The organism is Streptomyces sp. NPDC001903 (genome assembly GCF_042891345.1).
In the GTDB taxonomy this organism is placed as follows: Bacteria; Actinomycetota; Actinomycetes; order Streptomycetales; family Streptomycetaceae; genus Streptomyces.
Map to the genome: position 1 here is coordinate 494,037 of NZ_JBIASZ010000004.1, position 17,126 is coordinate 511,162.

Annotated in this window: 13 protein-coding genes; 5 read left to right on the top strand and 8 right to left on the bottom strand. The window is 71.0% G+C overall.

Translation table 11 applies throughout. The annotated features are described in order from the left end of the window. Positions 1-76 precede the first annotated feature (76 nt). Positions 77-751 carry a Crp/Fnr family transcriptional regulator gene (locus ACFYZS_RS11950; RefSeq protein WP_003981529.1) on the bottom strand — a complete coding sequence of 225 codons (675 nt, stop codon included), beginning with the start codon at positions 749-751 and terminating at the stop codon, positions 77-79. Positions 752-1,007: 256 nt separating this feature from the next. On the opposite strand from ACFYZS_RS11950, the gene nth reads away from it, so the two are divergent. From nth to ACFYZS_RS11965, 3 genes are all read left to right on the top strand, one after another. Beyond that, positions 1,008-1,886 (top strand): endonuclease III, encoded by an 879-nt coding sequence (gene nth / locus ACFYZS_RS11955; RefSeq protein ID WP_389009945.1) that lies wholly within the window; start codon positions 1,008-1,010, stop codon positions 1,884-1,886. Positions 1,887-2,081: 195 nt separating this feature from the next. Then, entirely contained in the window at positions 2,082-2,846 is a 765-nt protein-coding gene (locus ACFYZS_RS11960) for an NUDIX hydrolase (protein ID WP_389009948.1), read from the top strand. A gap of 13 nt (positions 2,847-2,859) precedes the next feature. Further along, the gene (locus ACFYZS_RS11965) at positions 2,860-4,062 is read left to right on the top strand and encodes a MarP family serine protease (protein ID WP_389010275.1); all 1,203 of its coding nucleotides are present in this window, start codon (positions 2,860-2,862) and stop codon (positions 4,060-4,062) included. Positions 4,063-4,411: 349 nt separating this feature from the next. Here ACFYZS_RS11965 and ACFYZS_RS11970 read toward each other — a convergent pair whose 3' ends face one another. From ACFYZS_RS11970 to ACFYZS_RS11990, 5 genes are all read right to left on the bottom strand, one after another. Continuing rightward, positions 4,412-5,371 carry an alpha/beta fold hydrolase gene (locus tag ACFYZS_RS11970; RefSeq protein ID WP_389009950.1) on the bottom strand — a complete coding sequence of 320 codons (960 nt, stop codon included), beginning with the start codon at positions 5,369-5,371 and terminating at the stop codon, positions 4,412-4,414. Then, positions 5,368-5,826 (bottom strand): phage holin family protein, encoded by a 459-nt coding sequence (locus tag ACFYZS_RS11975; RefSeq protein ID WP_389009953.1) that lies wholly within the window; start codon positions 5,824-5,826, stop codon positions 5,368-5,370. Before ACFYZS_RS11975 ends, ACFYZS_RS11970 begins: the two co-directional genes overlap by 4 nt. A 101-nt stretch (positions 5,827-5,927) precedes the next feature. Beyond that, on the bottom strand, positions 5,928-7,361 hold the full coding sequence (gene nhaA, locus ACFYZS_RS11980) for a Na+/H+ antiporter NhaA (RefSeq protein WP_389009956.1): 1,434 nt from the start codon (positions 7,359-7,361) through the stop codon (positions 5,928-5,930). A gap of 214 nt (positions 7,362-7,575) precedes the next feature. Next, the gene (acs, locus tag ACFYZS_RS11985; RefSeq protein WP_389009959.1) at positions 7,576-9,573 is read right to left on the bottom strand and encodes an acetate--CoA ligase; all 1,998 of its coding nucleotides are present in this window, start codon (positions 9,571-9,573) and stop codon (positions 7,576-7,578) included. A 214-nt stretch (positions 9,574-9,787) separates the two neighbouring features. Then, entirely contained in the window at positions 9,788-12,259 is a 2,472-nt protein-coding gene (locus ACFYZS_RS11990) for a SulP family inorganic anion transporter (protein WP_389009962.1), read from the bottom strand. A 232-nt stretch (positions 12,260-12,491) separates the two neighbouring features. On the opposite strand from ACFYZS_RS11990, the gene ACFYZS_RS11995 reads away from it, so the two are divergent. Beyond that, entirely contained in the window at positions 12,492-13,799 is a 1,308-nt protein-coding gene (locus ACFYZS_RS11995) for a hypothetical protein (protein ID WP_389009965.1), read from the top strand. On the opposite strand, the gene ACFYZS_RS12000 is transcribed toward ACFYZS_RS11995, so the two are convergent. Continuing rightward, positions 13,753-14,772, bottom strand: coding sequence for an ATP-binding protein (locus tag ACFYZS_RS12000; RefSeq protein ID WP_389009968.1), 1,020 nt, complete (start codon positions 14,770-14,772; stop codon positions 13,753-13,755). The two genes, ACFYZS_RS11995 and ACFYZS_RS12000, sit on opposite strands and share 47 nt — an antisense overlap. Before the next feature lie 109 nt (positions 14,773-14,881). Between ACFYZS_RS12000 and ACFYZS_RS12005 the strand changes: the two genes are divergently transcribed. Further along, positions 14,882-15,703, top strand: coding sequence for an oxidoreductase (locus ACFYZS_RS12005; protein WP_389009971.1), 822 nt, complete (start codon positions 14,882-14,884; stop codon positions 15,701-15,703). Between the two features lie 431 nt (positions 15,704-16,134). Here ACFYZS_RS12005 and ACFYZS_RS12010 read toward each other — a convergent pair whose 3' ends face one another. Then, a complete protein-coding gene (locus tag ACFYZS_RS12010; protein ID WP_030152694.1) occupies positions 16,135-16,971 on the bottom strand; it encodes an HAD family phosphatase in 837 nt (278 codons plus the stop codon). Positions 16,972-17,126 lie beyond the last annotated feature (155 nt).

Consider the following 17,126-nt stretch of genomic DNA (forward strand, 5'->3'; position numbering starts at 1 on the left):
GCCACGGCGCAGCGGGAAACGGCAGAGGGGCCCCGCCCGACCGGGCAGGACCCCTCCACACACATCCGGAGCGCGGTCAGCGCGACCGCTTCGCCAGCCGCTCCACGTCCAGCAGGATGACCGCGCGGGCCTCCAGGCGGAGCCAGCCGCGGCCCGCGAAGTCCGCGAGGGCCTTGTTGACCGTCTCGCGGGAGGCACCGACCAGCTGGGCCAGCTCTTCCTGCGTCAGGTCGTGCACGACGTGGATGCCTTCCTCGGACTGCACGCCGAAGCGGCGCGACAGGTCCAGGAGGGCGCGGGCGACGCGGCCCGGCACGTCGGAGAAGACCAGGTCGGACATCTGGTCGTTGGTCTTGCGCAGGCGCCGTGCCACCGCGCGCAGCAGCGCGGTCGCGACCTCGGGCCGGGCGTTGAGCCAGGGCTGGAGGTCGCCGTGGCCGAGGCCGAGCAGCTTGACCTCGGTCAGGGCGGTGGCGGTGGCGGTGCGCGGTCCGGGGTCGAACAGCGACAGCTCGCCGATCAGCTCGCCCGGGCCGAGGACGGCCAGCATGTTCTCGCGACCGTCGGGGGAGGTGCGGTGCAGCTTCACCTTGCCCTCGGTCACCACGTACAGCCGGTCGCCGGGGTCGCCCTCGTGGAACAGGGCGTCACCGCGTGCGAGGGTCACCTCGCCCATGGAGGCGCGGAGCTCCGCGGCCTGCTCATCATCGAGCGCCGCGAAGAGCGGGGCGCGCCGCAGAACGTCGTCCACGAGTCTCTCTCCTATGTCGACCAGCTCAGGGGGACCTGGTCCCCCATTTTGCCGGACGGCTCAAACAGTGCGATCAATCACTACCAAGGATGCCGGACGTACGCGTGTGCTGTGCGGTGAGAGGCCAATCAGAGTGGTGTTACCTGAGGTCCAGGCGGGTGTCAGCGCCCGGCCTTAGGCTGGCCGGGTGTCCAATAAGCCGGTGAGAGCACAGGCCAAGGGGTCCGCGGGAGTGACGGGCGGGCCCAATTCAGCTGTGGGCGAACAAGCCCCCGAAAAGACGCCGGGGAAGCCCCGGAAGGCCCTGCCGAGACCTCAGGGCAAAGGTTCGGCCAAGAAACCGGAATCGCATCTGGCGATGGTGCGCCGTGCCCGCCGCATCAACCGCGAGCTGGCCGAGATCTATCCGTACGCCCATCCGGAGCTCGACTTCCGGAATCCCTTCGAGCTGCTGGTCGCCACGGTCCTCTCCGCGCAGACCACCGACCTGCGCGTGAACCAGACGACCCCGGCCCTGTTCGCCGCCTACCCGACCCCCGAGGACATGGCCGCGGCCGTGCCCGAGGATCTGGAGGAGATCATCCGGCCGACCGGGTTCTTCCGGGCGAAGGCGCGCTCCCTCCTCGGCCTCTCGCAGGCCCTGCGGGACAACTTCGGCGGGAACGTGCCCGGCCGGATCGAGGACCTGGTGACGCTGCCGGGAGTCGGCCGGAAGACGGCCAACGTGGTGCTCGGCAATGCGTTCGGCGTCCCGGGGATCACCGTGGACACCCACTTCGGCCGGCTGGTGCGCCGCTGGAAGTGGACCGAGCAGGAAGACCCGGAGAAGGTCGAGGCGGAGATCTGCGCGATCTTCCCGAAGAGCGAGTGGACGATGCTCTCGCACCGCGTCGTCTTCCACGGCCGCCGGATCTGCCACTCCCGCAAGCCCGCCTGCGGCGCCTGCCCGATCGCCCCGCTGTGCCCGGCGTACGGGGAGGGCGAGACGGACCCGGAGAAGGCGCGGAAGCTGCTCAAGTACGAGAAGGGCGGCCAGCCCGGCCAGCGGCTGAGCCCGCCGCCGGACTACCCGGGCCTCCCGGCCCCGCCGCTGGGCGCCGCCCAGGCCGCCCAGGCGGCCTCGACCGGCTCCTGAGCCCGCACCGCGGAAGCACGCCGCACGCAGCACACGCACAGCACGCAGCACGCACAGCACACGCAGCACAGAGCACGCAGCACGGCCGCCGGTCGCCGCACGGCGGCCCGCGGAGGAACGAATCCGGCCCGGGGCTGCGTTGTCCCCGTATCGGGACGGCGACGGTGTCGGCGACGGCAGGGAGCAGGGGTGCCTATGACGCGCGGAGCGCGGGACCAGAGCGGTGTGACCCAGGCGGCTGCGCCGCCGCGACAGGGCAAGCCGCAGGCCCCGTACGAGTACGAGGACCAGGGCGCTCCGCGCGTCAGCACCCGGGGCCTGCCCGGGTGGCTCGATCCCGTCGTCGAGGCCGTGGCGACGGTCCGGCCGACCCAGCTCAGCCGGTTCCTGCCGCCCGAGGACGGCCGGGGCCGCCAGTCCGCCGTGTTGATCCTCTTCGGCGAGGGCCCCCGCGGACCCGAGCTGCTGCTCATGGAGCGCGCCGGAACCCTGCGCTCGCATGCCGGCCAGCCCTCGTTCCCCGGTGGCGCCCTCGATCCGGAGGACGGTGATCCGCACACCACAGGCCCGCTGCGCGCCGCCCTGCGCGAGGCCGAGGAGGAGACCGGGCTCGACCCCGCCGGCGTCCAGCTCTTCGGTGTCCTGCCGCGCCTGTACATCCCCGTCAGCGAGTTCGTCGTGACCCCGGTGCTCGGCTGGTGGCGCGATCCCAGCCCCGTCGGCGCCGTGGATCCCGCCGAGACGGCCCGCGTCTTCACGGTTCCCGTGGCCGATCTCACGGATCCCGATCACCGGGTCACGGCCGTCCACCCGAGCGGCCACCTGGGGCCCGCTTTCACCGTCGAATCGGCTCTGGTCTGGGGTTTTACCGCCGGAGTGATCGACCGGATCCTGCATTTCGCCGGATGGGAGCTGCCGTGGGACCGATCGAGGCAGGTCCCGCTCGACTGGCGCGCATGAGACGGTGACCCTCGTGAACGTGCTGGACATCCTGTTGCTGCTCGCCGCCGTGTGGTTCGCGATCGTCGGCTACCGCCAGGGGTTCGTCGTCGGCATCCTGTCGGTGATCGGCTTCCTCGGCGGTGGTCTCATCGCCGTGTCCCTGCTCCCGCTGGTCTGGGACCGGGTGACCGACAACGGCACCCAGGTGTCCACCACGGTCGTGGTCATCGCCGTCGTCGTGATCATCGTCTGTGCCTCGATCGGGCAGGCCTTCACCACCCATCTGGGCAACCGCCTGCGCCGCCACATCACGTGGTCGCCGGCGCGCGCGCTCGACGCGACCGGCGGGGCCCTGGTCAACGTCGTCGCGATGCTGCTGGTGGCGTGGCTGATCGGCTCCGCCCTCGCCGGGACGTCACTTCCCACGCTGGGCAAGGAGGTCCGCAACTCCAAGGTGCTGCTGGGCGTGTCGCGGGTGCTGCCCGCCCAGGCGAACACCTGGTTCTCGGACTTCAGTTCCACCCTCGCGCGCAGCGGCTTCCCGCAGGTCTTCAGCCCGTTCTCGAACGAGCCGATCACCGAGGTGAAGGCGCCCGATCCGGCGCTCGCCCGCAGCCCCGTCGCCGAGGCGGCCAAGCGCTCGATCGTGAAGGTCGTCGGTACCGCGCCGAGCTGCAGCAAGGTCCTGGAGGGCACCGGCTTCGTCTTCGCGCCCGGCAAGGTCATGACCAACGCGCACGTCGTCGGCGGGGTCGGCGAGCCGACCGTGCAGATCGGCGGCGAGGGCAAGCTCTACGACGGCAAGGTCGTGCTCTACGACTGGGAGCGCGACATCGCCGTCCTGGACGTGCCCAAGCTGAAGGCGCCCGCACTGGAGTTCACCGACAAGGACGCGTCGAGCGGCAGCGACGCGATCGTCGCTGGCTTCCCGGAGAACGGCGCGTACGACGTCCGCGCGGCCCGCGTCCGCGGCCGGATCAACGCCAACGGCCCGGACATCTACCACCGCGGCACCGTCCGGCGCGATGTCTACTCGCTGTTCGCGACCGTCCGCCAGGGCAACTCCGGCGGGCCGCTGCTGACGCCCGACGGCAAGGTGTACGGGGTCGTCTTCGCGAAGTCGCTCGACGACCCGAACACCGGGTACGCGCTGACGGCGGACGAGGTCCGCGACGACATCCGGATCGGGAAGGTCTCCGACCGGCGGGCCGACAGCCAGGGCTGCGCCCTCTGATCCGTACGGGTCCGCAGGGGCCCGTACGGGACGGGGCACGGCCGCGGCTACGTCCGTGGATGCCGCAGGCGGGCCGAGACCCAGCGGGCCCGGCGGCGCAGGATGCGCGGAATCCCGAGTCGGGGGTCGTGGCCGTCCCGGCCCGTCCTCCCGTGCGTGCCCGGCGTCGCTGCCGGGCGGCGTTCGCGTGCGGTGTCACCGTAGTCGTGCGTCCAGCCCATACAACGAGCTGTGCCCGGGCCCCAAGGTCGGTAACCCCGTCCGGGGCGGCCAATTGGCCTATGCGCCGGGCAATTGAATGTTCGTAAGACAGTCGTACTGATGGCTGGTCAGCTGAGATCCCGTCGGTTCAGCGGTCCGGCTCGGGGTCCTTCAGCCAGTTCACCAGCTCGGTCGAGAAGGCCGCGGGATCCTCCTCGTGGGGGAAGTGCCCGAGGCCGTCGAACAGCCGCCAGCGGTACGGGGCTTCGACGTACTCCCCGGAGCCGGCGGCGCTCCGGGTCCGCATGACGGGGTCGAGCGAACCGTGCAGGTGCAGCGTCGGCACGCGCACCGGCCGCTTCATCCGGCGGTTGAACTGGAGCCCGTCCGGGCGGGCCATCGACCGCATCATCCAGCGGTACGGCTCGATCGAGCAGTGCGCGGTGGACGGGATGCACATCGCGCGCCGGTACACCTCCAGGTCCTCCGCCGCAGGCGGCAGGGGCCCGGACCAGTCCCGGATCAGCTCGGCCACGATCGCCCCGTCGTCGGCGACGAGCTGCCGCTCGGGGACGAACGGCCGCTGGAAGCCCCAGATGTGCGAACTGGCCCGGGTCTGGCCGAAGTCGGAGAGCATCGCCGAGCGCCAGCGCCGCGGGTGCGGCATCGAGGAGACCACGAGCCGGCGCACCAGCTTGGGCCGCATCACGGCCGCGGTCCAGGCGAGGTAGCCGCCCAGGTCGTGCCCCACGAGGGCGGCGTCCGGCTCGCCGAGGGACCGTACGACCCCGGTGATGTCGAGCGCCAGGTTCGCGGGGTCGTAGCCGCGCGGGGTGCGGTCGCTGCCGCCCACCCCGCGCAGGTCCATCGCGACCGCCCGGTACCCGGCGTCGGCGAGCGCGGTCAACTGGTGCCGCCAGGTCCACCAGAACTGCGGGAAGCCGTGCAGCAGCAGCACCAGCGGCCCGTCGCCCATCTCGGCGACGTGGAACCGGGCCCCGTTGGCCGCGACGTCCCGGTGGGTCACCGCTCGCCCGCCGGGCACGTCGATCCTGACCGCCGTCGCGGCGGTGGGCGGAGTGCTGGAGTCCGGTGAGGGCGCTGTCATGAGGACGAGCGTGCCACACCCACGGCCTGGTCACTCACCGACCGCGGATGCGGCTTGACGTTCCCGACGACCGCCGCGGTCTGCTTGACCGAGGCGATGGTCTTCTCCGGCGGCTTGACCTTCTTGAACTTCGATACGGCGATCAGCGCCAGCAGGCCCGCGAGCAGCAGGAACGCCACGCCCACGATGAGGAACGACCAGGCCAGCCCGAGCCCGAGGTTGTGGATCCCGTACGCCGCGGCGAAGCTCAGCACGGGCAGGGAGAACAGGGCGAACACCCCTGCGATCCCGATGGCGGTGCCGCCGATGCCCACGCGCTTGACGTCCTGGCGGATCTCCGCCTTGGCGAGGGCGATCTCGTCGTGCACCAGGGCGGACATCTCGGCGGTGGCCGAGGCGACCAGCTGGCCGAGCGTGCGCTCGGCTCCTTGCGCCCCTTGGTCCACTGCGCTCATCGCTCTCTCCCTCTGTCATCTGCCGTCGTCTGCTGTCGACGCCCCGCGCGGCGGCGCCTGTCCTGCGCCCGTCACCGCGCCCGTCACGGCGTCAGTTCAGATCATGCCGGACGGTCGCGCTCGGCGCTGGACCCGGTGGCCGCTTCGAGCGCGGCGGCCGTGGCCGTCTCGGCCCTGCGCCGGTGCTCCGCGGCCTTCGCCTCGTAGATCTTCGCCATCCGCAGGTGGTACTCCGGCTTGTCCTGCTCGTAGATGTCCGGGATGCCGTCGAGGTCCTCGTCGCGCTCCTCGTCCTCGGTGAGGGCCCTGTACTTGCGGTTGCGGAGCTTGAGCATGACGCTCGCGACGACGGCGGCGATGAGCGAGCCGAACAGGACGGCGGCCTTCACCTCGTCGGTGAGGGTCGGGTCGTCGGTGAAGGCGAGTTCGCCGATGAGGAGCGAGACGGTGAAGCCGATGCCGGCGAGGGAGGCCACGGCGAGTACGTCGGGCCAGGCCAGGTCCTCGTTGAGTTCGGCCTTGGTGAAGCGGGCGGCCAGCCAGGTGCCGCCGAAGATGCCCACGGCCTTGCCGACGACCAGGCCGAGGACGACGCCGAGCGTCTCGGGCCGGGTGAAGACCTGGGCGATGGAGTCGTCGGAGAGCGAGACCCCGGCGGAGAACAGCGCGAAGAGCGGTACGGCCAGGCCGGCCGAGACGGGCCGCACGAGGTGCTCGATGTGCTCGCCGGGGGAGGTGTCCTCGCCCTCCTTGCGGGAGCAGCGGAGCATCAGGCCCATGGCCACGCCGGCGATGGTGGCGTGGACGCCGCTGTTGTACATCAGGCCCCAGATGACCAGGGCGAGCGGGACGTACACGTACCAGCCGCGGACGCCCTTGCGGAGCAGGAACCAGAAGACGACCAGGCCCAGGACCGCGCCGCCGAGGGCCAGGAAGTCGATCTCGCTGGTGAAGAACACCGCGATGATCATGATGGCGAAGAGGTCGTCGACGACGGCGAGGGTCAGCAGGAAGGCGCGCAGGGCGGACGGCAGCGAGGTGCCGATGACGGCCAGGACGGCGAGGGCGAAGGCGATGTCGGTGGCGGTCGGGACCGCCCAGCCGTCCATCGAACCGCCGCCGGCGGTGTTGACCAGTACGTAGACCAGCGCGGGTACGGCCATGCCGCAGACGGCGGCGATCACCGGGAGGGCGGCCGCCTTGGGATCGCGCAGATCGCCGGCGACGAGCTCGCGCTTGAGCTCGATGCCGGCGACGAAGAAGAAGATCGCCAGCAGTCCGTCGGCCGCCCAGTGCTGGAGCGAGAGGTCCAGGCCGAGGGAGGCCGGTCCGATGTGGAAGTTGCGGACGTCGGCGTAGCTGGCGGCGAGGGCGGGGATGTTCGCCCACAGCAGGGCGGCGATGGCGGCCACGAGCAGGAGCACGCCGCCGACGGTCTCGGCGCGCAGGGCGTCGGCCACGAAGCGCCGTTCGGGCAGGGAGAGCCTGCCGAGGAACTTGCGGCTGTGGCGGTCGGTGGGGCTGGGCGCGGCCACGGGGGACACCTCCGGGTGGGTTGGACGGCATGGCGAAACGCGTTGCCGACCAGACTTCCCGGCGCACCCTGTGGACTTGCATTCTTTCTTTACGCTTGTCGTACTTTACAGGGTTGCGCGAGGACGTATCAGGCGATCTTCACTTTATGCGCGAAAGGGGCATCCGGCGCAACGCGCCGAATGCCCCTCGTCACCCAGTCGGTGCAGCCGGTGCCTAGTCCTCGCTGGAAGCCGACGGCAGCTTGCTCTGGATCAGGTCCATGACCGAGGAGTCGGCCAGCGTCGTGACGTCGCCGACCGCGCGGTCCTCGGCGACATCGCGCAGCAGGCGCCGCATGATCTTGCCCGAGCGGGTCTTCGGCAGTTCCTGGACGGGAACGATCCGCTTGGGCTTGGCGATCGGGCCGAGCGTGGCGCCCACGTGGTTGCGCAGCTCGCCGACCAGGGTGTCGGTCTCGGAGGCGCTGCCGCGCAGGATCACGAAGGCCACGATGGCCTGGCCGGTGGTCTCGTCCTTGGCGCCGACCACGGCCGCCTCGGCGACCGACGGGTGCGAGACGAGGGCCGACTCCACCTCGGTGGTCGAGATGTTGTGGCCGGACACCAGCATCACGTCGTCCACGCGGCCGAGCAGCCAGATGTCGCCGTCGTCGTCCTTCTTGGCGCCGTCGCCCGCGAAGTAGCGGCCCTCGAAGCGGGACCAGTAGGTGTCGATGAACCGCTGGTCGTCGCCCCAGATGGTGCGCAGCATCGACGGCCACGGCTCGGTGAGGACCAGGTAGCCGCCACCGCCGTTCGGCACCTCGTGGCCCTCGTCGTCCACGACGGTGGCGCCGATCCCGGGCAGGGCGCGCTGGGCGGAGCCCGGCTTGGTCTCGGTGACGCCGGGCAGCGGGGAGATCATCATGGCGCCGGTCTCGGTCTGCCACCACGTGTCCACGATCGGGCAGCGGTCGCCGCCGATGTGCTTGCGGTACCAGATCCAGGCCTCGGGGTTGATCGGCTCGCCGACCGAGCCCAGCACGCGCAGGCTCGACAGGTCGAACTTCGCGGGGATGTCGTCGCCCCACTTCATGAACGTACGGATCGCCGTGGGCGCGGTGTACAGGATGGTGACGCCGTACTTCTGCACGACCTCCCAGAACCGGCCCTGGTGCGGGGTGTCCGGCGTGCCCTCGTACATCACCTGGGTGGCGCCGTTGGCGAGCGGCCCGTAGACGATGTACGAGTGCCCGGTCACCCAGCCGATGTCGGCGGTGCACCAGTAGACGTCGCTCTCCGGCTTGAGGTCGAAGACGGCGTGGTGGGTGTACGCGGCCTGCGTGAGGTAGCCGCCGGAGGTGTGCAGGATGCCCTTGGGCTTACCCGTGGTCCCCGAGGTGTAGAGGATGAACAGCGGGTGCTCGGCGTCGAAGGCCTGCGGGGTGTGCTCGGCGGACTGGCGTCCGACGATCTCGTCCCACCACACGTCGCGGCCCTCGGTGAACGCGGTGTCCTGGCCGGTGCGCCGTACGACGAGCACGTGCTCGACCTGCGGGCACTTGGCGACGGCCTCGTCGATGGCGGGCTTGAGGGCGCTGGGCTTGCCGCGGCGGTAGCCGCCGTCGGCGGTGATGACCAGCTTGGCGTCGGCGTCCTGGATGCGGGAGGCCACGGCGTCGGCGGAGAAGCCGCCGAAGACCACCGAGTGCGCGGCGCCGACGCGGGCGCACGCGAGCATCGCGACGACGGCCTCGGGGATCATCGGGAGGTAGACCGCGACCCGGTCGCCGGCCTGGACGCCCAGCTCGGTCAGGGCGTTGGCGGCCTTGGAGACCTCGTCCTTGAGCTCGGCGTAGGTGATCGAGCGGCTGTCGCCGGGCTCGCCCTCGAAGTGGATGGCGACGCGGTCGCCGTTGCCGGCCTCGACGTGCCGGTCCACGCAGTTGTACGCGACGTTCAGCTTGCCGTCCGCGAACCACTTGGCGAAGGGCGGGTTGGTCCAGTCGAGCGTCTCGGTCGGCTCGGTGTCCCAGGTCAGGCGGCGGGCCTGCTCGGCCCAGAAGCCCAGCCGGTCCGCGTCGGCCTGTGCGTACGCAGCCCCTGTCACGTTGGCGGCGGCGGCCAGGTCGGCGGGAGGAGCGAATCGGCGCTCCTCCTTCAACAGGTTGGCCAGGCTTTCGTTGCTCACGACATCTCCCTTTCCCAGGGTGTCCGTTGTGTCCCCGGGCATAGCTCATCAGTCAGCGGCCCTGGTGACAAGGGGTAGCCGAAAATTGGTTTAGACCTATATCACGGCGGCCGGGCGGAGTGCAGAGTGGCCCCTTCCCGCTGCAGGGTGCGGGAAGGGGCCACTCCGTGACACGGATACCGGAGGCTACCGGTTCGTTCGTGTCCATGATCCGGATCTGCCGGTCACGGCGATTCGGTCATCATTCAGTCATCTTTCAGGCGTGCTGCCCGACGTGCTCCGCGGCCTGGTGCCCGACGCTGTCGAAGACCCGGCAGTCGAAGAAGTCCTCGCCCTCCGACAGCAGGTAGGCCTGCGCCTCGCCCACGTGGAAGTACATCCCGTGCAGCTCCAGCGTGCCCTCCGCGAGCCGCCGGGCCACCGATTCGTGCGCCCGCAGGTGCTCCAGCTGCTGCACCACGTTGGTCAGGCACAGCTGCTCCACCGCGTCCGCCGGGAGCCGGCCCGCGATCCGGACCCAGGCGTGGTGGCGGCTGGCCATCCGCTCCAGGCTGGGCAGCCCGTGCCGCAGCCACCGGCGCAGCGGGGTCATCGGGGCCCCGGGCGTGGAGTTCAGCAGCGCCTGCATGGCCCCGCAGCCCGAGTGCCCGCACACCGTGATGCTGTCCACCTTGAGCACGTCCACGGCGTACTCGATGGCCGCCGCGACCGAGTCGTCCGTGGCCTCGGCGCCCGGCAGGGGGACCAGATTGCCGACGTTGCGCACGGTGAACAGGTCGCCGGGGCCGCTGGCCGTGATCATGCTCGTCACCAGACGGGAGTCCGCGCAGGTCAGGAAGAGCTGGGAGGGACGCTGCCCCTCCCGGGCCAGCCGGGCCAGTTCCTCGCGGACGTGCGGCGCCGTGTCCCGCTGGAAGGCGCTGATCCCGCTGGCCAGTTGGCCGGCGCCCCGGCGGCGCGGGGCCGGGGTCGGGGCCGGGGCGGGGGTCTCCAGGGACTCCAGCGCGTCGGGAGCCGCGGCGGCCCCGGGGATCGTGTGCTCCACCGTCGTGCGGTGGTCGCAGTGGTTCATCCACGGGGTCCAGGGGCGGCAGCACTGGTGCCCGCCGCGATGGGCGCCGCGGTGGTGGGAGCGCTGATCGGCGCGGTGCGGCTGGTGCTGCTGGTGCGCCGGGTGGGTCGAGTGCGCCGGGTGGGTCGGGTGGGCCCGGTCGGCGCGCTCCGGCCCGGCCATCCGGGTGGTGGAGCGGCCCGTGACCTCCAGCGAGCCCCCGTGCACCAGGTGGGCGTGCTGCCAGTCCTGGAGCGTCTCGTACGCCGCGTGGTCCATGAAGGAGCCGTCCAGCTCCACCACCACGCGCCCGCCGGGCGGGATCTGGTTCAGCACCCGGCTCAGCCGCGGCACCGCGAGGAAGGTCAACTGCCCGCGCGCCCACACCCGGTGGACCCCGTCCTGTACCTCCATCGTGATCCGCGTCCGGGCCAGCCGGTGCAGGGCGATCGCGACGGCCACCGCGATGCCCACGGCGACCCCTTCCAGGACCCCGCCGAGCACCACGGCCGTGATCGTCGTCACGTACACCACGATCTCGCGGTGCCGGGTGACCGTACGCAGATGCGTGGCGTTCACCATCTGCACGCCGAGCGCCATCACCAGAGCGGCGAGCGCGGCCAGCGGGATGAGGTCGAGGACCGGGACGAGAAGGGCGGCCGCGAGCAGGATCCACAGCCCGTGCAGCATGACCGACCGGCGGCTGACGGCGCCGGACTTGACGTTGGCCACGCTGCGGACGGCCCCGCCCGCGATGGGCAGCCCGCCCAGCAGCCCGGAGAGCACGTTCGCCGCGCCCTGCCCGCGCAGTTCCCGGTCGAGGTCGGCGCGCGGCGGGCGGTTGCCCGTACGCCGCTGCGAGGCGATCAGCTTGTCGGTGGCGACCGCGGACAGCAGGGACTCCACGCTGCCGACGAGGGTGACCGTCAGGACGGCCGCGATGATGCCGAGGACCGGCCCCTCGGGCAGCTCGGGCAGGGCGTGGCTGCGCCAGGACGGCAGGTCCACCCGGGGCACGGCCAGCCCGGTCAGCGCGGCGAAGGCCGTGGCCGTGGCGACGGCGGCCAGCGCGGCCGGCACCTTGCGCAGCGCGAGCCCGATCCGCCCGGGCAGCCGCGGCCAGCCGAGCAGGACGACCAGGGTCAGGGCGCTGATGCCGAGCGCGGCCGGATGCAGGTTCGCCAACTGGCCGGGCAGGCCCAGGACGTTGGCGAGGGCGGAGCTCTGCGGGGTGCCGCCGAGGACGATGTGCAGCTGGGCCAGCGCGATCGTGACGCCGACGCCCGCGAGCATGCCGTGCACGATGGCCGGGCTGACCATGAGCGCCGACCGGGCGGTGCGCAGCGCGGCGAGCCCGAGCTGGCAGCAGCCGGCGAGCACGGTGATGGCGCAGGTGGTGCGCCATCCGTAGCGCTGGATCAACTCGGCGGTGACGACGGTCAGTCCGGTGGCGGGTCCGCTCACCAGGAGGGGTGTGCCGCCCAGGCGCCCGGCCACGATCCCGCCGACGGCCGCGGCCACCAGGCCCGCCTGGAGCGGGGCGCCGGTGGCGAGCGCGATGCCGAGGGAGAGCGGCAGGGCGATCAGGAACACGGTCAGGGAGGCGGACAGGTCGGCATGGAGCTCGGCGCGGTGGCCCGTGCGCGGCGTGTCGGCCTTGGGGGAGGTGGCTGTCATAGGTCCCGTCTCCTCTACGGAGGGATGAAGCGGCGGGAGTCTCAACACTCAGTAAATGAAAGGTAATGGAGAGTAAAGGGACGCGATAGGGAATGGGGGCAAATGGTCTAGAAATTAGCACCCAGGAGTGATTAAGCATTTTGTACGGCTTGTCACATCATCTTCACGGCGGACCGCATGGGACGTTGCGGCGCGGAAGACCCGCGATGGAACTGCGAGGAGAGGTGGACGGATGATCGCCGCCACGAAGAAGATCGCCGGCGGCCTGGTCGCCACGGCGCTGGTGCTGGGCGTCGCCGGGTGCAGCACCTCGGGGCCCGCCAAGCCGTCCCCCGGGAGCCCGAACGGCAAGAAGGGCGCGGCGGCCCCGGAGGCCGCTCCCGGGAGTGTCAACCGGCCCATCGGGGACGGCTCGACCGCGTACACGGGTGCGCAGCCGAACGTACGCAAGCCGCAGAAGCTGAAGCCCGGCGAGAAGCCGCCGCAGTTCGTGGTGTTCTCGTGGGACGGGGCCGGCGAGGACAGCCAGAAGCTCTTCTCGCACTTCCGCGAGGTCGGCAAGAAGTACAACGCCCGGATGACGTACTTCCTCAGCGGCGTGTACATGCTCCCGGAGGAGAAACGTTCCCTCTACACGGCCCCGCAGCACGAGTCCGGCCGCTCGGACATCGGCTTCGGCGATGTCCAGGGCATCAAGGACACCGCCGAGCAGGTCCGCGGGGCCTGGCTCGAGGGCAACGAGATCGGCACCCACTTCAACGGCCACTTCTGCGGCCCCGACGGCGGCGTCGGCACCTGGTCCGTGCCGGAGTGGAAGAGCGAGATCAACCAGGCCAAGTCGTTCGTCAAGGGCTGGAAGACCAACACGCCGGAACTCAAGGGGATGGAGCCTCTCCCGTTCGACTACGACAAGGAGCTCATCGGCGCCCGCACCCCCTGCCTCGAAGGCCAGAAGAACTTCATGCTGGCGGCCAAGGACATGGGCTTCCGCTACGACTCCAGCGGCATCAGCAAGCAGATCTGGCCGAAGAAGACGGACGGCCTCTGGGACGTCCCGCTGCAGCTGGTGCCCATGCCCGGCCGCGCCTTCGACACGCTGAGCATGGACTACAACTACCTGGTCAACCAGTCCGGTACGACCACGCAGGGCGACCCCTCGCAGCACGCGTACTGGGGTGAGCAGATGCGCGAGGGCCTCCAGCAGGCCTTCGACCGGGTCTACGCGGGCAACCGCGCGCCGCTGATCATCGGCAACCACTTCGAGTCCTGGAACGGCGGCACGTACATGAAGGCCGTCGAGGACTCGATCGAGTCGATGTGCACGCAGAAGGAGGTCCGCTGCGTGCCGTTCCGCGAGCTGGTGGACTGGCTGGACGCCCAGGACCCCAAGGTCCTGGAGTGGATGCGCGGCCTCGACGTCGGGGAGGCGCCCGAGGAGGGCTGGACGAAGTTCCTGACGGCGGGGCCGCCGGCCAAGCCGGCCGCCCCCGCGGTCAAGCCGGCTGCGGAGCCGGCCGAAGAGGAGTCGGGCGAGGAGTAGGGAACTCCGGGCTCTCCCGCAGGACGAAATCGGGGTCGATCTGGGCAGCCAGGTCGGCCCCGGTCTTCGCGTTGCCCCAGCTCTCCGCGTTCCGCAGGTGGAAGTGGACCATCTGCGCGGTGTACCGCTCCCAGTCGCGGTCGGCGTACGAGTCGTCGGCCGCGTCCTGGAGGGACTGGAGGGCGAACCGGTTGCTCGCTTCGAGCAGCTCGAACGCCGCGGGGCGGCCCTTCTCCATCGCCCGCACCCAGTCGGAGTGCCCGACGGTGACGAGCAGGTCCTCGCCGACCTCGTCCTGGAGGAACTCGATGTCGTCCGTGCCCTGCACCTTGTTGCCGACGACCTTGAGCGCGACCCCGAAGTCCCGCGCGTACTCCTTGTACTGGCGGTAGACGGAGATGCCCTTGCGGGTGGGCTCGGCGACCAGGAAGGTCATGTCGAAGCGGGTGAACAGGCCCGAGGCGAAGGAGTCGGAGCCCGCGGTCATGTCGACGACGACGTACTCGTCCGGGCCGTCGACCAGGTGGTTGAGGCAGAGCTCCACCGCCCCGACCTTGGAGTGGTAGCAGGCGACCCCGAGGTCCGACTCGGTGAACGGGCCGGTGGCCATCAGCCGTACGGGCTCCCCGTCGAACGTCAGCGTCCGCGCGCAGGCCTCGTACACCGGGTTGTCCTCGGTGACCCGCAGCAGGCGCGATCCGGCGCCGGGCGGGGTGGTCTTGATCATCGTGTCGGCGGAGGCGATGCGCGGGTTGGAGCCCCGCAGGTACTCCTTGATCAGGGGCAGGTGCGCGCCCAGCGCGGGCAGCGCGGCGGCCTCGTCCTCGCCGAGTCCGAGCGCGGCGCCCAGGTGCTGGTTGATGTCGGCGTCCACCGCGACGACGGGGGCTTCATTGGCTGCGAGGTGGCGGATGAAGAGGGCGGACAGGGTCGTCTTGCCGCTGCCGCCCTTTCCCACGAAAGCGATCTTCATGTTCACCAAGAGTAGTGGCTCGGTCGCTTTGTGTGGTGCTTGTAAGTGAAGAAGACCACTCCAAGGAGGGGTCGGTGCTATGCGCCCCCAGTGCGTAGGCTCCTTACTTATGAGTAGCGCTTCTGACCCGCTGGCCGCCCTGGGTTCGCTCCCGGGCGTCGCCGAATCCGTGGATTCCGTACGCAAGGCCGTGGACCGGGTCTACGGGCACCGGGTCATGCGCCGGCGCAGCGGGGAGATCACCTCGGAGGCCGCGCTGCGCGGGGCGCGCGGGAGCGCGGCGCTGTCGGGCGCGGACTGGGCGCTGGAGGAGGTGCGCCGCCGTACCGACTTCGGGGCGGAGACGGAGGCGCGCACGGTGGGCGCCGCGCTGCGCCTGACCGCGGAGGCCGGGCAGCTGCTGAGCATCTGGCGCCAGTCGCCGCTGCGGGTGCTGGCGCGCCTGCACCTGGTGGCGTCGGGGTCGACGGCCGAGGGTGACGTGGTGGGCCGGCCGCGGCTGGCGGGCGAGCCGGTGGACGAACCGTTCGTCACCGCGGCGCTGCCGAGCGCGGAGGAGGTGGCGGGCCGGCTGGACGGCCTGTCCCGGCTGATCATCGCGGGCGGCTCGGCCCCGGCGCTGATCACGTCGGCGGTGGTGCACGGGGAGCTGCTGGCGCTGCGTCCGTTCGGCTCGTACAACGGGCTGGTCGCGCGGGCGGCGGAACGGATCGTGCTGATCAACAGCGGTCTGGACCCGAAGGCGATCTGCCCGGCGGAGGTCGGCCACGCCGAGCAGGGGCGGGACGCGTACCTGGCGGCCTTCGAGGGTTACGTCTCGGGGACGGCGGAGGGGATGGCCGCGTGGATCGCGCACTGCGGCCGCGCGATCGAGCTGGGTGTCCGCGAGTCGACGGCGGTCTGCGAGGCCCTGCAGCGCGGCGCGGCGTAATCGCGCGCCCTCGCTCCCCGCGCAGGGTTGCGGCGACACCGTCTTGCTCTGGTGTCGCCGCTGGCATTTACGCCCAGTTACCAAGCGTCCTCGATAGTTGCCCATCAGGCCGGGATCTTTGCCCGTCACCTGGTGCGGCTGGCCCGTAATCGACGGGTCGACGTCGCGTGGGTGCTCGGCGTTCATGCTTCGGTCCGTGGGCCTTACTGCGTTTTAAAGATGATCCTCTCGGATGTTCTTTGGTCTCGCGGGCCGTTGACTCCTTTGTACTCCGCTTCGCTGACAAGCGGAACCCCTACCCACTTTTTTTACTTTCCGGGACACCGTGGGGCGAACCGGGCGCGCCTCGTCCGCGCAGCTCAGGGGTGGTGCAACCCGACGCCCGGCGGCCTCCCGGACCCCTGGGCGCGGCCCGCCCCGCCGCGGGCGGGTTACGCGGACGCGGCGGCGGCCAAGGCGCTGGCGCGCCGCCGACTGGCGTACCACACCAGCCCCGCGGTGGCCGCTGCCGCGCCCACCGCCGCCGCGGCCACCAGCGCCGGCCGCGCCGGCATCGACAGCCCGGGCAGCCGCTGCTTCAACCGCACCGGCCGGTTGAAGACCAGTACCGGCCACTCCCGCGCGACCGCCTCGCGCCGCAGCGCCCGGTCGGGGTTGACCGCGTGCGGGTGCCCGACCGCCTCCAGCATCGGGATGTCCGTCACCGAGTCGCTGTACGCGTAGCACCGCGCGAGGTCGTACCCCTCGGACTCCGCGAGCTCCCGCACCGCCTCGGCCTTGGTCGGCCCGTACGCGTAGTACCCGATCTCGCCCGTGAAGCAGCCGTCCTCGCCGATGACCATGCGCGTCGCGACGACCCGGTCCGCGCCGAGCATCTCGCCGATCGGCTCGACGACTTCGGCGCCGGACGTGGACACGATCACCACGTCGCGGCCGGCCGTGTGGTGGGCCTCGATCAGGGAGGCGGCTTCGTCGTAGATCAGCGGGTCGATCAGGTCGTGCAGGGTCTCGGCGACGATCTCCCGCACCTGCTGGACGTTCCACCCCTTGCAGAGCGAGGACAGGTACTCACGCATCCGCTCCATCTGGTCGTGGTCGGCGCCGCCGACCAGGTAGATGAACTGGGTGTAGGCAGTTCGCAGCACGGCACGGCGGTTGATGAGGCCGCCCTGGTAGAAGGACTTGCTGAACGTCAGAGTGCTTGACTTCGCAATGACCGTCTTGTCCAGGTCGAAGAAGGCTGCGGTGCGGGGCGACGAGTGCGGCAAGGGCTGGATTTCCACGCCCCGAGCATATGCGCCCACCATTCGGCGTAAGGTGTGGCGCGTGGGTTTGCCTGAGAAGGCTCTCGGGTACACCATGGAAGTCACGGATCGTTCGCGACCGTGCTAACCCGGTCTGGCTCCTCCCCCCCCGAGTCGGA

Coding starts and splice junctions, on each gene's coding strand:
- ACFYZS_RS11960 (WP_389009948.1), top strand. CDS start 2,082: ATGACGCGCGGAGCGCGGGACCAGAGCGGTGTGACCCAGGCGGCTGCG.
- ACFYZS_RS12005 (WP_389009971.1), top strand. CDS start 14,882: ATGAGTAGCGCTTCTGACCCGCTGGCCGCCCTGGGTTCGCTCCCGGGC.
- ACFYZS_RS11995 (WP_389009965.1), top strand. CDS start 12,492: ATGATCGCCGCCACGAAGAAGATCGCCGGCGGCCTGGTCGCCACGGCG.
- ACFYZS_RS11975 (WP_389009953.1), bottom strand. CDS start 5,826: ATGAGCGCAGTGGACCAAGGGGCGCAAGGAGCCGAGCGCACGCTCGGC.
- ACFYZS_RS12000 (WP_389009968.1), bottom strand. CDS start 14,772: ATGAAGATCGCTTTCGTGGGAAAGGGCGGCAGCGGCAAGACGACCCTG.
- acs (WP_389009959.1), bottom strand. CDS start 9,573: ATGCCCGGGGACACAACGGACACCCTGGGAAAGGGAGATGTCGTGAGC.
- ACFYZS_RS11970 (WP_389009950.1), bottom strand. CDS start 5,371: ATGACAGCGCCCTCACCGGACTCCAGCACTCCGCCCACCGCCGCGACG.
- ACFYZS_RS11990 (WP_389009962.1), bottom strand. CDS start 12,259: ATGACAGCCACCTCCCCCAAGGCCGACACGCCGCGCACGGGCCACCGC.